The organism is Rathayibacter tanaceti, assembly GCF_009834165.1.
Classification (GTDB): Bacteria; Actinomycetota; Actinomycetes; order Actinomycetales; family Microbacteriaceae; genus Rathayibacter; species Rathayibacter tanaceti.
In genome coordinates this window covers 2,393,044-2,407,837 of the sequence record NZ_CP047186.1, presented here as the reverse complement: position 1 = coordinate 2,407,837, position 14,794 = coordinate 2,393,044, and the positions used below count along the sequence as shown (strand labels likewise).

The following is a 14,794-nucleotide window of genomic DNA, read 5'->3' as shown; positions in this document are numbered from 1 at the left end:
CTCGTCATTGGTGTACGTGAACGACGTGTGACGAATCCGGCCGGACCGCTGGCGTTCGGGGCACGAAGGGTTAACCTGATCCTCAGTCCGCTCACGTGACGAGCGGACGTATTCGTCGAGGGACGGAGTGCCGGAATGGCCGAGCGGAGCGGGCGCCACAGCGTGGGGACGCGCTCGCGCGTGCGGCCGGCCGAGTCGGTACGCGCGCGGGTCCTCGCCGCGGCGGTGCACTCCTCCGACACGCGGATACGGACCCACGCCATCACGCGGCGCTGCGCCGTGGCCTCCCAGGGCGCCGTCCTCGCGACGGCGCCCTCGCTCGTGGTCGCGACGACTCCGCGGGACGGCGTGCGACAGCACGGAGGTCACTGATGCGCACCCTGGTTCTCAACGCCGGCTACGAGCCGCTCGCCGTCGTCTCGTTCAAGCGGGCACTGGTCCTGCTGATGACCGAGAAGGCGACCGTCATCGCCGCTGACGAGGGCAATCCGGTGCACGGCGCGCAGGGCGACTACGTGCGTCCGTCGGTGATCGTCCTGACCCGGTACGTCCGCATCCCGAACGGCCGCAAGGTGCCGGTCTCGCGCCGGGGAGTTCTGCGACGCGACAACCACCGCTGCGGGTACTGCGGACAGCACGCGGCGACGATCGACCACATCCAGCCGAAGTCGCGCGGTGGCCGCGACACCTGGGAGAACCTCGTCGCCTGCTGCCAGCGCTGCAACAACCTCAAGAGCGATCGGACGCCGCAGGAGATGGGCTGGCGCCTGCGCACCGTCCCCCGGATGCCGCGCGCCGGCTCCTGGCTCGTGCGCGGCGCGGAGCGGACGATCCCCGACTGGGACGACTACCTCGCCCCCGCGGCCTGACGACAACGCTGCCGAGGCCGCCCCTCGCGCCGTGTCACTCGTTGTCAGCGCCGGTGCTGGCGCTCGCGTTGCCGGAGCGCTCACCGGACCAGGCCCAGTTCGCGACCTCGGGGATGTCTTCGCCGTGCTCGCGGGTGTAGGCCCTGGCTCGGATGCGGGCGTCCTGCATCTCCTGGCGGAGGCCCGCGGCACGGGAACCGAGGCCGGGGGTGCGATCGATGACGTCGATCACGAGCGAATAGCGGTCGAGGTCGTTGAGCATCACCATGTCGAACGGAGTGGTGGTCGTCCCGTTCTCCTTGTAGCCGCGCACGTGCAGGTTGCCGTGGCCGGCACGCTTGTAGGTCAGTCGGTGGATCAGCCACGGATAGCCGTGATAGGCGAACACGATCGGGCGGTCCGGCGTGAAGATCGCGTCGAACTCGTTGTCCGAGAGCCCGTGCGGGTGCTCCGACTCGGACATCAACCGCATGAGGTCGACGACGTTGACGGTGCGGATCGCGAGGTCCGGCAGCTTCTCGCGCAGGATGCTCACCGCGGCGAGGGTCTCGAGGGTCGGCACATCACCCGCGCAGGCGAGCACGACGTCCGGAGACTCGCCGGGCCGTTCGCTGCTCGCCCACTCCAGGATGCCGAGGCCGCGAGTGCAGTGGGTGACCGCCTCCGCCATCGTCAGCCACTGGGGCGAGGGCTGCTTGCCCGCGACGACGACGTTGACGTAGTCGACGCTGCGGAGGCAGTGGTCGTAGGTCGAGAGGAGTGTGTTCGCGTCGAAGGGCAGGTAGACGCGGACCACCTCCGGCTTCTTGTTGACCACGTGGTCGATGAAGCCCGGGTCCTGGTGGCTGAAGCCGTTGTGGTCCTGACGCCAGACGTGGCTCGAGAGCAGGTAGTTGAGGCTCGCGATCGGACGGCGCCACTCGATGTCGCGGGAGCCGTCGAGCCACTTCGCGTGCTGGTTCACCATCGAGTCGATGATGTGGATGAACGCCTCATAGCAGGTGAACACCCCGTGGCGGCCGGTGAGGAGGTAGCCCTCCAGCCAGCCCTGGCACTGGTGCTCAGAGAGCACCTCCATCACCCGGCCGGCGCGTGCGAGGTGGTCGTCGAGCGGGCTGAGCTCGGCCGACCACTGCTTGTCGGTGGCGGCGTAGACCGACTGCAGGCGGTTGCTCGCGACCTCGTCAGGCCCGAAGAGACGGAAGTCGGTCGGGTTGGCTCGGATGACGTCGGCGAGCCACTCGCCCAGCACCTTGGTCGCCTCGGCGACCGTGCCGCCCGGCTGCTCGACGACCACCTCGTAGCGGCGGAAGTCGGGGAGGTCGAGCGTCTGCCGCAGCAGGCCGCCGTTCGCGTGCGGCGTGGCGCTCATCCGCAGCTCGCCGTCGGGCGCGAGGGACCGGACGCCGGCGACGATTCCGCCGTCCTCGGTGAACAGCTCCTCGGGGCGGTAGGAGCGCATCCAGTCCTCGAGGAGGCGGGTGTGCGCCTCCGTGTCGCGGGCGTTGGGCAGCGGCACCTGGTGGGCGCGGTAGGTGCCCTCCACCTGTGCGCCGTCGATCTCCGTCGGGCAGGTCCAGCCCTTCGGGGTCTTCAGGATGATCATGGGCCAGGCCTGGCGGCTGAGATCGCCCGCTGCCGCGCGCTCTTTGATCGCGGCGATGCGGTCGAGCACGGTGTCGAGGACGTCGGCGAACCGCTCGTGCACGCGCATCGGGTCCTCGCCGTCGAAACCGCCCTCGACGAGGAACGGCTCGTGGCCGTAGCCGCGGAGCAGGCTCTCGAGTTCCTCCTGCGGGATGCGGGCCAGGATGGTCGGGTTCGCGATCTTCCAGCCGTTGAGGTGCAGGATCGGCAGGACCACTCCGTCGTTGAGCGGGTTCAGGAACTTGTTCGAGTGCCAGCTGGTGGCCAGCGGTCCCGTCTCGGCCTCGCCGTCGCCGATGACCGCGGCGACCAGGAGGTCCGGGTTGTCGAAGGCGGCGCCGTAGGCATGGCTGAGCGCATAGCCGAGCTCGCCGCCCTCGTGGATGCTGCCGGGGGTCTCGGGAGCGGCGTGGCTCGGGATGCCGCCCGGGAAGCTGAACTGGCGGAACAGTCGGCGCAGTCCCTCCTCCGACTCGTCGATGTGCGAGTAGATCTCGCTGTAGGTCCCGTCGAGGTAGGCGTTGGCGACCATGCCGGGACCGCCGTGTCCGGGGCCGGTGACGTAGAGGGTCGGCTGAAGGCGCTCGCGGATCACGCGGTTGAGGTGCGCGTAGATCAGGTTGAGCCCGGGGGTCGTGCCCCAGTGGCCGAGGAGGCGGGGCTTGATGTCCTCGCGGCTCAGCGGGGTCTTCAGGAGCGGGTTGGCCAGCAGGTAGATCTGCCCGACGGCGAGGTAGTTCGCGGCGCGCCACCAGGCGTCGACCGTGTCGAGCGTGTCCTGGGTCAGCTCGGCGTCGGCGGGCCTCGCGACCCAGCTGTGCTCGGGGACGGGCAGGAGGGACGGGGCGGGGGAGTCGGCCATGGGGCCACGCTCGCAGCTGGACGACCGGGGCGGAAGGGCCTTGCGATGCTCGGCCGGGGTGGTTCCGCCTCCCGGTTCACTCCTCAGCTGCGCGGGGTCGCCCGGCGGAGGATCGCGGGGCGCGGGAGGCGAGACCGACGATCACTCCGATCACCGAGAGCTGTCCGCGTGAGAGCTTCTTGATCTTGCGGTCGACAGGGAGGCGGAAGTCCTCGACGAGCCCTCGGGCGAACGCCTCGTCCCAGCCGTCGAAGAACCAGGGGGCGCTGCGCAGCACGTGCTTCACCGTGAAGTCGTCCGGGTACTTCTGGCTCTCCTTGATGAAGCAGGTGCGGGAGAGGACGGCGGCGTTCTCGACCGGCGACTGCCCGAAGACGCGGATCTCGCCCGAGTTGGCGAACTCCTGGCCGGTGAGCAGCGACATCAGCGTCGTCTTGCCCGCGCCGTTGCGGCCGAGGAGCCCGTGGATCCGGTTCTCCTCCAGCGCTAAGCCGACGCCGTCGACGGCGCGCATCCGGCCGTAGTGCTTGCTGAGGTCGTGGACCTCGATGACCGCGCTCATCGCGATCCTCCTTCTCTGATCATGTCGGCGAGCTGCTCGGTGCTGAGGCCGAGCTTGGCGGCCTCGGCGAGCAGTGGAGCGACGAACTGGTCGCGGAACTGCGTGCGGCGCTTCTCGACCAGCCGGCTGCGCGCTCCCTCGGCGACGAACATGCCGATCCCTCTCTTCTTGTAGAGCACCCCGTCGTCGACGAGGAGGTTCACGCCCTTGCCGGCAGTGGCCGGATTGATGCGGTGGAACGCAGCGAACTCGTTCGACGACGGGACCTGTGACTCCTCCGGCAGAGCCCCGGCGATGATCTCGTTCTCGAGCTGCTCGGCGATCTGGAGGAAGAGCGGGCGGGAGTCGTCCACGCGGGCTCCTTCCGGTACCGGTTGTGTGGTTCATTGGTTCGGCAACTAACCATGCAGGCTGAGCGGGCTCGGCGTCAAGTGGGGCGAGGTCAGCGCGATGGCCGGGGCGCGCTTCGCGGGCGGCGGGATGCGGCGGGTACACTGGCTCCGCCAGCCTCTGTAGCTCAATGGAAGAGCGACTCCGTCCTAAGGAGCAGGTTGGGGGTTCGAGTCCCTCCAGGGGCACCACGGTTTCCTCACGAAAACCCTTTCCGGAGCGCTGGATCCCCTGGACCGGATCCGGGCGAGCGCCTGCGTCTGCGAGTCGCTGCACCGGCGGTGTACCAGCTCGTCTCGTAGCGGGCGAGTACGACGTTGACTTCGGTGCGGCTGGCGGGTAATTTGACGTCGCTGGCGTTCGCGCCGGTTGAGACCCAGAATGTTATTCTCCCACCGTGGTGTCGGCCAGCGGAGGCGGGGGAGCGTCGTCCTCCGCTGTATCTCCGACGGGGAGAGGCCAGCCAGGAGCGCAGCCGCGCCCCTGGCCGAGATTCAGCGCGGGTTGTACTGCGTGACGAGATTCCCGAATCGCCGCAAACCGATCGCATCGGCAGCTGATGGTGATATGGCGTTGACGGACGCCATCATCCGCATCATGCCGCCGCCCATAACGTGCAATGTGCGTCGACTGCGGATGGTCATGAGGATTTCTCGAGCGACTTGCTCGGGCTCGACGAGCGAGACCTTCATCTTGTCCCACATGCCGAAGAATGCCGACTCCGACTCTGTGTTCGCGGGCGCAGGTCCGAAGAAGGAGAGAGACACATCGGTCCCGGCAAGTTCGCGGTTCGAGGCTTGCACGTAGCCCGCCAACGCGCTGCGGGTCGCCGCATACGCGCTCATCATCGGGAGCCCGACCCGGCCGTCCATGGCGCCGCCCAGATGCACGATGACACCACCGCCGGCTTGCTTGAGCATTCCCGGCAGAAACGCCTGGGTCACGAAGATCGGCCCCTTCACGTTGATGGAAAGCAGCGAATCGACGTCAGCCGGCGTATACGCGTCGATCGCCCTGCGCGGAGACACGCCCGCGAGATTCACCACCGCATCAATCCGGCCGAGGTGATCAAACGACTCGGCCACCAGCTTTTCGAGGCTCGCCGGATCGGAGACGTCGGCGCGCACGTAGATGGCCGAACCGTCATTGCGGCCTGTCAGTGCTGCGGGATCGTTCTCGCTCCTCGCAGCGAGCACCAGCCTAAAGCCTTCATTCGAGAGGAGCTTCGCCAGCGCATTGCCGAACCCTCCGGTCACGCCGATCAGCACCGCAGTGCGTGCCTCACCGCCTCGCTTCGCTCCGCTGCCTCTGTTAATTCCCGCCATTGTTCGTTCCTCTCGTGATATAGATACCACATAAGTATGTTTTATGGTTAAAAAATAGCTGGATAAGGGCTGGCGTCGGGTCGGCTTAGATCGATTGCGCTCTGATCTTCGACACCACGTCCGCCAGTGAAGTCCGCCGCAGCTCGCCCTCGAGAACCGTTTGTGCCTCAGACCGCAGATCCCCCAGGACATCCTTGATATTGCGACTCACGACACAGTCTTGCCTCTCGGGATAGCTATGGATGGCGAACGGCTCCGGAGTAGTGACTGCCGAGTGGACCTCAAGGAGCGAGATCATCTCAGGGCGCCGAGCCAAGGCGTATCCACCAGACTTGCCCACACGTGAAACCACCAGGTTGGCCTTCGAGAGCTTCACGAGGATCCTCTTGACGAAGACAGGGTTCGTGTTCACGCTCCCTGCGAGATGCTCCGACGTGAACGTTCCGTCGTACAGCGCTATCGCCGCCAGCACATGCGCGGCGATGGAGAACTGGGTATTTGCTCCAGGCATGTTTCGATACTACATAAGTATCTGAATGCTCGCAACCGAACGCGTTGCATGCGGGAGTTTGGTCGTACGGGACTGTCGCATACGGATGTACGACGTCAGCCGACCCGCGCTTCAACGAGGTCGAGCGGGTCACTGCTACGCCTTGCGCGCGCCAGGATGACGGCGCCTTCTGCTGCAATCACCAGGAAGCTGGCGCGTTGCGCCGCCTCGTCTGGCGCTACTCCAGCCTGTTCGAGCCGAGCCGCGAGTGCTTCGCCAGTGGCCGTGAAGGCAGCCTCTGCCTGATCGAGAATCGCCGGGTCATGTCCACCGGTTGTCGCCCCGGCCATCGCGCAGCCTGCACGAAAATCCGTGCCCTCGACCACCCTGCGCCAGATGTCGATGTAACCGGAGACCACCTCGCGCGGAGTCCGCGCCTGCATCGCGGCGATCTGGTCCTGCATCCACTGCCGGGAGTGGTCGATGGCGAGTTCGATCAGTTCCGTACGGCCGCGAGGGAAGTGGTGGTACACGGAGCCGCGCGGTGCTCCGGTCCGGGCGAGCACCTCGCGAGTCGACATGCCCTCTAGTCCTCGCTCGGCGATCAGGAACCATGCCTCCCTGATCATCGCCTCACGCACGCCCTCTGCCATGGAGACCATCCTTCCTCACTGTTCAGCAAACCTCGCCAGTCTATGCTATGGTACATAGCATAACCCGTCGGACTCATCCCGACTGTGCTCAGGAGGTACGCGCATGAACCCGAACGATCTCGCCGTCGATGTCTACGTCGCACCGATGCGCCCATTTGCAGGCGCTCCAGCACGAGGTCCGGGCGATGACCCGATGTGGTCGCCCATGAGCAGCACGCTGATCGCGGGAGCGGAGGAGGCCATCCTGGTCGACACGCTCATCACCCGTGACCAGGTCGACTCGCTCGCCGGTTGGGTGCGGGGCTTTGGAAAACGCATCACTGGTGTCTACATCACCCATGGGCACCAGGATCATTGGATCGGCCTCGCCCGCCTCCAGGAGCACTTCCCCGAGGCTCGCGGTATCGCCACCCCCGAGATAGTCGAACGTGCGCGGTTCGAGGCCACGGACCCAAACGTGTCCGCCTACTGGAAGGCCAGCTTTCCTGGAGAGCTGCCACGGACCCCCGTCCTACCGGAGCCCCTGGACGGCAGCGAGTTCGAGCTGGAGAGCCGCATATTGCGGGCTGTCCCGGTGGGCCAGGGCGATACCGAGTTCTCCACTGTTCTTCACGTCCCGTCCGTCGCTGCGGTGATCGGCGGTGACGTCGTCTACAACGGCGTGCACATGATGACAGCAGAAACGGACGAGCAGACCCGCGAGGCGTGGATAGCCAGCCTGGAGAGTGTCGCCGACCTGAAGCCCAAGGTCGTCGTCGCGGGGCACAAGAGCGTCGGTGCCCCCGACCGCCCCGAGATCATCGCCGCGAGCCAGCAGTACCTTCGCGACTTCAGCCGCATCGTCAACGAGGACCACGGCATTGAGGGCATCGTCCACGCGATGCTCGAGCTGCACGGTGACCGCGACAACCCCCGCACCCTCTGGCACTCGGCCCGTGCCGCCGTCGCCAGGCGAGGCTGAGCCGCCACCACGGCCGACGAAAAGCCACCATAACGCGAGTCAGGCGTATTTCTGCGGTTAGAAGGTGGCGCATTCCGCGCCCACCCACGCCGTCATCACAAGGAAAAGGAACAGACATGAATGACCTATCACCACCCAAGCTGATCGCCGTAGCTGGAGCGACAGGTAAGGTCGGCAGCGTAATCGTGGAGGGACTGGCCGGGGGAGGAGTCGCCGTCCGTTCACTGAGCCGAACGCCGTCAGGGCCGGACACCACGAATCGTCAGATCACGAACGTGCAGATCGACTATGAGGACCCCGCGTCTATTGCATCCGCCGTCGACGGCGCAAGCGTGCTGGTCATCTCGTTGGGCAGCTCCGACGACCAGGCTCGTCAGGAAATTGCCCTCATCGACGCCGCCGTGAATGCCGGAGTCGAGCACCTGGTGAAGGTGAGTTCGTGGAGCTGGCCCTCCCAGATTCACCCCTTGGACTGGCACCTCCAGGTAGAGAACCACCTCAGCACGGTCGACATCGGATACAGCCTGCTGCGACCGATGACCTTCACCGCTGTTATCGGCGCTCAGGCCCAACTCATTAAGAACAACCTCTGGGGCGGAGCGGCGGGGACTCGTCACGCCAACCTCATCGATGTTCGTGACGTCGGGGACGTGGCGACCCGCCTTATCCTGAGCGGCGAAGCGAGTGGCCCGGTTCGCAGGGCCTACCACCTCACCGGCCCTGACGGGCTCACTGTGGATGCCATTGCCGAGCACATCTCGCGAGCTATCGGGCGCACCGTGACGTACACCCACCGAACCCCCGACGAACAGCGTGCCGCACTGCTGTCCCTCGGAATGTCCGAATGGACCGTTGAGCTCATCATCGGAATCGATGTCGAGTCCTTCGCATCGGGAGCCAGCACCGAAAGAACCTCGACCGTCGCGGACGTGCTTGGGCGGGCACCCCGCTCCATCCCCGATTGGATCACGGAGAACGCCGAACTTTTCCAGTAGCCAGTGCAATCTCTACGGTTCCGCCTCAGGGCGAACCGGTACGTCGTGGAAGGCGGCACCGTAGGGAGAGGCGGTGTTAGGGGCGACGAGAGGAGTCTCATCAGAGGACGTTGGCCCGCCACGTCGATCACGGGCTGGACGAGGGTCTATGACCGTATTGAGTTACGGGGGATTGTTATCGTGAAGGTGGTTCCGGGCCCTGTAGCGATGGCGATGTGGCCACGGTGGCCGGGGGACTGAAGGTTTCGTTGACTCGTTTTCTACGCCGCGAGTGCGGCGGTTTCGATCATCTTAAACTCGGTTGGGGTGAGGCGGCCGAGGATGTGTTGTCGCCGTCGGCGGTGGTAGGTGCTCTCGATCCAGGTGACGATCGCGAGGCGCAGATCCTGCCGAGTCTTTCAGCGTTGCCGATCGAGAACGTTCTTCTGCAGCAGCGCGAAGAATGACTCGGTGGTCGCGTTGTCACCGCACGAACCCACTCGACCCATCGACCCCTTCAGGCCAGCGGCCTTGACCTCAACGAATTTCCGGGAACGGAATTCCAGACCACAGCCCAGATGATCGCAACCAAGATGATCAGGCCAAGCAGTGCGTCCATGCGAACCCTCTCGTCGATACCTGAATGCTAGCGAGAAGTCGGTGATCGCGAACGGTCGGCTGAACGTTGCCGCCGCGGCGCACCGCGAGGCCCGCCGTGCTGATCATCTCATAACCGACGAGAAGAACATTGAAATCCAGGTTGGCCTTGACCCCGGATGGTGGACACGGGGTTATGCGGATTGTTGTGCTTCCGCGGTCTGGTCAGGGTATCGGTTCTCGAATTCGACGGGCGTGAGCTGGTCGAGGGAGGCGTGGCGGCGTTGCCTGTTGTAGCGGGCTTCGATCCAGGCGCCGACCTCGCGGGCGGCTTTCGTTCTCGTGGGCCAGACGCGGCGGGTGTAGAGCTCGGTTTTCAGGGTCGCGAAGAACGACTCGGCCATCGCGTTGTCCCGGCAGACTCCGGTGTGTCCCATCGAGCGTGTCAGGCCGTTGTCTCGCGCGAAGATCTCGATCTGTTCGGACGCGTATTGGGTGCCGCGGTCGGAGTGGAAGATGACCTCGGGCGGCAGCTGCCCGCGGAGAGTGATCGCCATTCGGAGGGTGTCTTCGACGAGGTCTGCGCGCATGTGATCGGCGATGGCCCGTCCAAGGACCCGACGCGAGTGCGCGTCGATCACGGTCGCGAGATACAGCCAGCCTTCCCAGGTGCGCAGGTAGGTGATGTCTCCGACCCAGACCTGGTTCAGCGCGCCGGTGTCCCACTCGCGTTTCACCGCATCGACCGGGTAGGCGTCGTCCCGGTCGGTGACGGTCGTGGTGCGCCAGCGCCGCGGGAACACGCCTCGCAGGCCCAGCCGGCGCATCGCTGCGGCGACCGTCTTTCGAGAGATGACCTCGCCGTCGGCGCGCAGGTCCGCGAGTATCCTCGGGGTGCCGTAGACGTCGTCAGACGCGGCGTGGAACGCGGCGATCTTCCCCTCGATAACCTCGCGGCGTAGCACGCGCGGCGAGGGCTTGCGACGCGTCCAGGCGTAGTACCCGGACCGGGACACCTCGAGCAGCCGGACCATGCGGGTGACGCTGAAATTGCTCTTCTCCGCGTGCATCAGCTCGAACGCTTCCCGTTCGTATCCGATGCTTCCTGGGCGAAGAAGAGCGACGCTTTTTTCAGGAACGCCCGATCCAGTTTCAGCTCCTGGTTCTCCCTGCGTAACCGGGCCAATTCGGCCCGCTCGTTCTCCGTCAGCGGCACATCCGTCTCGGCATGGTCATCGCGGAACGCTTTCACCCAGCGGCCCAGCGTGGTCTCCTGGACATCGATCTCGCGAGCAACCGCCGCGACCGTCCGGCCCGTGCCGACGACCAGCTTCACGGCCTCTTCTTTGAACTCAGGAGTGAACTCCCGACGCTGTCGACCCATGATCGACATCCTCTCTCACAAGGTGTCCACCAAACCGGGGCAAGGCCAGGTTCCCGAGAACGCGACCGACGCTGAGGTGGACGCCGCTGTCAACGTCGACGTCGACAGGACAATCGACGACGACTTCGACGATCTCCTAAAGTGCCTCTGAACTCCTGGCCCGTCACCCTCATCGGGCCTCGTCACCTGGATGCCGAGCACCGTGGTCGCCTCCGAGAGGTTCGCGGCTCGGGCCGCAGAACGCGCAGAGGCGTCCGCATCTGGCCTAGCGATCACGGAATCGAACGACGTCGATGCCGCACCGGCCGGGGGCGAACCTCGCGTCCTCCTCGGCCGGCACGGCGTGGGTCACTGGTTCAGCGCACGCGGGTCCAGGTCCCGTGCAGCTGGACGAATTCGCCCCCGATGACCGAGGAGGCCATGCAGCTGCCGTTGGTGTAGTCCTCGATATGGGTCACGTGGTCGAGGGAGTCGGGCTCGGTCCAGCGCACCACGTAGAGGCCGTCGCGGACCTCGGTGGTGGTGTAGTCCATCGTCTCGGTGCGGCCCTTGATGGCGCCACCGGTGACAGTGAAAGTGACGCTGGTGTCAGTGGTGAAGGTGATCTCGACGGTGAAGTGGCCGAGCGGGGTGTTCGGGCCGAGGTCGGCGAGCCAGGTCTGTCCGACGCTGGGCAGGGTTGCGGTGTTGTCCATGTGCTTCCTGTGTGTGGGTGTGTGGGAGGGAGGTCAGTGGGCGCGGGTGACGTTGATGTTGAAGTCGAAGGTCCCGAACGCGTTGTAGAGGGTGAAGAAGAGTCGTGCGTACATCTCGACGCCGCGGGCGCCGGTGATGTCGCCGAGGTCGATGATCGATTCGGTAGGCCAGCCGAACTCCTGGAGGAGGCCCTCGACCGTGTGCTTCGCGTCGGTGTCGTTCCCGGCGACGAAGATGCTGTGCGGGCCGGGCACCCTGGTCGGGTCGACCATGACCTGGTAGTAGACGGAGTTGAGCGACTTCACCACACGGGTGTCCGGGTAGGTGCGCTGGATCTGCTCGCCCAAGCTGTCCGTGTTCGAGATCGTCAGGGTCGGTGGGAACCCTTCCGACAGGTCAAGGGGGAGTGCGAGGTCCAGCAGGACCTTGCCGGCCAGCGGCTCCGCACCGACGCCCTCGAGCGCCGCCAGGGCGTGCTGCCCGTTGGTGGCGTTGACGATGACGTCGCCGTGCGTGCCCGCCCCGGGGAGGGTCAGCAGACGGACGGCGGGATGCTCGCGCTGCCACTGAGCGTAGGGCGGGGTGCCCATCGCGTCGGGCTCCGTGCGGGCGAGGGTGCTCGCGACGTCGCGCGTGCCGATGACGACGTCGTGGCCGAGGCCGTCGAGGCGTTCGGCGAGGCCGCGACCGACCATTCCTGTGCCGATGATGGCGATCTTCATGGTGCTGCTCGTTTCTCGTGTCACGCCGTGGCGCGGGGGGTGATCTCGACGGTCGCGGCTCGTGGGCCGGCGGCGATCATCGGGGGGAGATAGCTGCTGCCGGCGTACGTGGTGGAGTAGGCCGCGTCGATCCGGTCGTGCAGGGCGTTGTCTGCGGCGGCGAACGCCACGTCGAAGGTGGAGCCGGCGGTGGTGATCCGGCCGGCGCCCTGCGCGATCGCGGCCTGGTACCAGCGGGAGCGCGTGCCGTTCCAGGCGCGGACGAAGAGGCGGCCCTCGACGACCACGGACCAGATCCAGGTGGGTGTGCCGAGGGTGGTGCCATCGGCGCGGAACGGTGCGATGTGCAGATCGTCCGCGGCCGCGATGCGGTCGAGGTCTGCGGCTGGCCATGAGGTCATGTGTGATTCCTTTCGTCGTCGCTTCGTCGGCAATTCCTGCGACGGGCTCTGCACTGCGTCGCCGACGTGTGGCCTCCATCGTTCGCCCCTCGGGCGCCCGGTGGCAGTCACTGGCAGGGACCCCCTCCGTCGGTGCGCAGGTCATAGCGTGGAAGGATGCAGATCGAGCAGGAGATCAAGGACTTCCTCATGTCGCGCCGGGCGCGCGTCACCCCGGCACAGGCGGGGCTGCCTCCGGTGACCGGTGGGCGACGAGTGCCCGGACTGCGCCGCGAGGAGGTCGCGATGCTCGCCCGACTCAGCGTCGAGTACTACACACGGCTGGAGCGCGGGAAGATCGGCGGCGCCTCCGAGAGCGTCCTGGGCGCGATCGCCCGAGCGCTGCAACTGGACGTCGACGAGAGCGCGTCAAATGGTGTGTGTGAGGGGTGGGTCTTCTGACGAGAGGATGCACGTAGTTGGCGATCGGTAAGGTGACGCGCGAGGAGCGTCGGAAGCAGCAGGCCGAGGGTGCGCAGCGTCTGGTCGAGTCGGGTGTGATGGATGACCTGTTCGCGAAGATCGACGCGGGCGAGATCCAGCTCGATGGTGATGGCGGGTTCATTCAGCAGCTGATCAAGACCGGGTTGGAGCGGGGCCTGCAGGCGGAGCTGACCGATCATGTCGGCTACGAAAAGGGCGACCCGGAGGCGCCCGTGTTCCCGGACTCGCGGAACGGGTCGTTCCCGAAGACGGTCTCCACGAGCGTCGGCGATGTCGAGCTGCGCGTCCCGCGGGACCGCAACGGGTCGTTCACCCCTCGGCTGGTCCCGACGGGCAGTCGGCGTCTGTCGCAGCTGGACGAGATGATCGTCTCGCTCTACGCCGGCGGGATGACGGTGCGGGACATCGAGCATCACCTGGAATCGACGATCGGGACGGACCTGTCGCACGAGACGATCTCGAACATCACCGAGGAGATCGCCGACGAGGTCCTGGCGTGGCAGCAGCGGCCGTTGGAGGCGTTCTACCCGGTGATCTACCTCGACGCGTTGATCGTCAAGGTCCGCGACGGCGGGCACGTGCGCAACAAGGCCGCACACATCGCTCTCGGCGTCGACACGGACGGCGTCAAGCACGTCCTGGGCATCTGGATCCAGGCCACCGAGGGCGCGAAGTTCTGGGCGGGGGTCTGAGCCGAGCTCGCCAACCGCGGCGTCCGTGACGTCCTGATCGTCTGCTGCGACGGGCTCACCGGGTTTCCCGAGGCGATCGAGGCGACCTGGCCCAACTCGATGGTTCAGACCTGCGTCGTCCACCTCATCCGCAACGCGATGCGGTTCGTCGGCTACGGGCAGCGCAAGGCCGTCGCGGCCGCGCTCAAGCCCATCTACCAGGCCCCGACCGCGGAGGCCGCCAGAGACGCGCTCGAGGCGTTCACAACGTCGGAGCCGGGCCGAGCCAACCCTCGCGCGGCGGCGGTATTCGAGGACGCCTGGGAGCGGTTCACGCCCTTCCTGGCGTTCCCGACGGAGGTGAGGCGGGTGATCTACACGACCAACGCGATCGAGTCGCTGAACTTCCAGCTGCGGAAGGTCACCAAGAACCGCGGACACTTCCCGAACGATCAGGCCGTCGTGAAGCTGCTCTGGCTGGCGATCTGCAACATCGAAGACAAGCGCGCCCGCGACCGCGAGAAAGAACGCGGACTTGACCGCGGCGCGAAACGCAAGGCCGAAGGGCGGCTCGTCGAGGGCCAAGTCGTCACGAACTGGAAGAAGGCCCTGGAACAGCTCGCCCTCGTCTTCCCCGAACGCGTCGAGCCCTACCTCTAACTCCAAGGCCCCGCCCACTTACACACACAACTTGACAAGCTCGCCCAACCAGGTGGCTCATTATGGGACACCTGCCGAGGCCTCGGCGCGGTCCGCGATCGCCCGAGAGCGCCGAGCCACGACAACCGTTGAGTGGCATGGCAAAACCCGGCTGGTCTCTGTGCCAGCCGGGCCGCCGCTCTGCTCTAGATGACCAAGCCGTCGGTCTGGGAGTGGTTTACGGCTTCGTCAGCTTTTGTTGCTATTAAGAGTTCCCTCACCGTGCGAAGTAGATATGTTCCTGAGCCGCGACGAAATAAACAAGAGCCCGGCAAATGAAATCATCGCCACGGTCGCGAAGGTTGCTTTGGAATCTGGGAGCACGTAACACATGACGGTACTGAAGACCAAATCAAAGAACGCGATCATGATAAATATTGAGTCGGGAACGGGCCGAAGTAGTAGCTT

13 protein-coding genes, 1 tRNA gene and 4 pseudogenes are annotated in these 14,794 nt (G+C 66.0%); 7 read left to right on the top strand and 11 right to left on the bottom strand.

What is annotated here, in order from left to right:
* Positions 1–371 precede the first annotated feature (371 nt).
* Positions 372–869 carry an HNH endonuclease gene (locus tag GSU10_RS11265; protein WP_068208254.1) on the top strand — a complete coding sequence of 166 codons (498 nt, stop codon included), beginning with the start codon at positions 372–374 and terminating at the stop codon, positions 867–869.
* A gap of 34 nt (positions 870–903) precedes the next feature.
* On the opposite strand, the gene GSU10_RS11260 is transcribed toward GSU10_RS11265, so the two are convergent.
* The 3 genes and pseudogenes from GSU10_RS11260 to GSU10_RS11250 form a co-directional block, all read right to left on the bottom strand.
* Entirely contained in the window at positions 904–3,378 is a 2,475-nt protein-coding gene (locus tag GSU10_RS11260; RefSeq protein WP_068208251.1) for a phosphoketolase family protein, read from the bottom strand.
* A 118-nt stretch (positions 3,379–3,496) separates the two neighbouring features.
* Positions 3,497–3,940: pseudogene (locus GSU10_RS11255) on the bottom strand (ATP-binding cassette domain-containing protein); the annotation flags it as partial.
* Positions 3,937–4,293, bottom strand: coding sequence for a GntR family transcriptional regulator (locus GSU10_RS11250; RefSeq protein ID WP_068208247.1), 357 nt, complete (start codon positions 4,291–4,293; stop codon positions 3,937–3,939). The gene GSU10_RS11250 and the pseudogene GSU10_RS11255, both read right to left, overlap by 4 nt.
* Positions 4,294–4,446: 153 nt before the next feature.
* Between GSU10_RS11250 and GSU10_RS11245 the strand changes: the two genes are divergently transcribed.
* Positions 4,447–4,521: transfer RNA gene (locus tag GSU10_RS11245), tRNA-Arg, on the top strand.
* Positions 4,522–4,824: 303 nt separating this feature from the next.
* Here GSU10_RS11245 and GSU10_RS11240 read toward each other — a convergent pair.
* The 3 genes from GSU10_RS11240 to GSU10_RS11230 all read right to left on the bottom strand — a co-directional run bounded on the left by GSU10_RS11240 (position 4,825) and on the right by GSU10_RS11230 (position 6,798).
* Positions 4,825–5,655, bottom strand: coding sequence for an SDR family NAD(P)-dependent oxidoreductase (locus tag GSU10_RS11240; RefSeq protein WP_158286102.1), 831 nt, complete (start codon positions 5,653–5,655; stop codon positions 4,825–4,827).
* Positions 5,656–5,740: 85 nt separating this feature from the next.
* Positions 5,741–6,166: an Rrf2 family transcriptional regulator gene (locus tag GSU10_RS11235; protein ID WP_068208241.1), complete on the bottom strand. Its 426-nt coding sequence runs from the start codon at positions 6,164–6,166 to the stop codon at positions 5,741–5,743.
* 95 nt (positions 6,167–6,261) lie between these two features.
* Positions 6,262–6,798 (bottom strand): TetR/AcrR family transcriptional regulator, encoded by a 537-nt coding sequence (locus GSU10_RS11230; RefSeq protein WP_158286101.1) that lies wholly within the window; start codon positions 6,796–6,798, stop codon positions 6,262–6,264.
* Between the two features lie 103 nt (positions 6,799–6,901).
* Between GSU10_RS11230 and GSU10_RS11225 the strand changes: the two genes are divergently transcribed.
* Together GSU10_RS11225 and GSU10_RS11220 are read left to right on the top strand one after the other, a co-directional pair.
* Positions 6,902–7,759 carry an MBL fold metallo-hydrolase gene (locus tag GSU10_RS11225; protein ID WP_068208239.1) on the top strand — a complete coding sequence of 286 codons (858 nt, stop codon included), beginning with the start codon at positions 6,902–6,904 and terminating at the stop codon, positions 7,757–7,759.
* A 116-nt stretch (positions 7,760–7,875) separates the two neighbouring features.
* On the top strand, positions 7,876–8,754 hold the full coding sequence (locus GSU10_RS11220) for an NAD(P)H-binding protein (RefSeq protein ID WP_068208236.1): 879 nt from the start codon (positions 7,876–7,878) through the stop codon (positions 8,752–8,754).
* 260 nt (positions 8,755–9,014) lie between these two features.
* Here GSU10_RS11220 and GSU10_RS11215 read toward each other — a convergent pair.
* Positions 9,015–9,314: pseudogene (locus GSU10_RS11215) on the bottom strand (integrase core domain-containing protein); the annotation flags it as partial.
* Between the two features lie 210 nt (positions 9,315–9,524).
* A protein-coding gene (locus GSU10_RS11210) for an IS3 family transposase (RefSeq protein ID WP_422395427.1) occupies positions 9,525–10,723 on the bottom strand; the annotation gives its coding sequence in 2 pieces (ribosomal slippage) (positions 9,525–10,450 and positions 10,450–10,723; 1,200 coding nt in all).
* Here GSU10_RS11210 and GSU10_RS11205 point away from each other — a divergent pair.
* Positions 10,713–10,865, top strand: a complete 153-nt coding sequence (locus GSU10_RS11205) for a hypothetical protein (protein ID WP_158286100.1) — start codon at positions 10,713–10,715, stop codon at positions 10,863–10,865. The genes GSU10_RS11210 and GSU10_RS11205 overlap by 11 nt on opposite strands.
* A gap of 205 nt (positions 10,866–11,070) precedes the next feature.
* Here GSU10_RS11205 and GSU10_RS11200 read toward each other — a convergent pair whose 3' ends face one another.
* From GSU10_RS11200 to GSU10_RS11190, 3 genes are read right to left on the bottom strand one after another with little or no spacing between them, the layout of a single operon-like run.
* The gene (locus tag GSU10_RS11200; RefSeq protein WP_068208231.1) at positions 11,071–11,409 is read right to left on the bottom strand and encodes a MoaF-related domain-containing protein; all 339 of its coding nucleotides are present in this window, start codon (positions 11,407–11,409) and stop codon (positions 11,071–11,073) included.
* Positions 11,410–11,442: 33 nt separating this feature from the next.
* Entirely contained in the window at positions 11,443–12,132 is a 690-nt protein-coding gene (locus tag GSU10_RS11195) for an NADPH-dependent F420 reductase (RefSeq protein ID WP_068208230.1), read from the bottom strand.
* Between the two features lie 20 nt (positions 12,133–12,152).
* The gene (locus tag GSU10_RS11190; protein ID WP_068208227.1) at positions 12,153–12,533 is read right to left on the bottom strand and encodes a DUF2255 family protein; all 381 of its coding nucleotides are present in this window, start codon (positions 12,531–12,533) and stop codon (positions 12,153–12,155) included.
* 156 nt (positions 12,534–12,689) lie between these two features.
* On the opposite strand from GSU10_RS11190, the pseudogene GSU10_RS11185 reads away from it, so the two are divergent.
* Together GSU10_RS11185 and GSU10_RS11180 are read left to right on the top strand one after the other, a co-directional pair.
* Positions 12,690–12,941, top strand: a pseudogene (locus tag GSU10_RS11185) (helix-turn-helix domain-containing protein); the annotation flags it as partial.
* Positions 12,942–13,072: 131 nt separating this feature from the next.
* Positions 13,073–14,347: pseudogene (locus GSU10_RS11180) on the top strand (IS256 family transposase).
* The last annotated feature ends 447 nt before the right edge of the window (positions 14,348–14,794 follow it).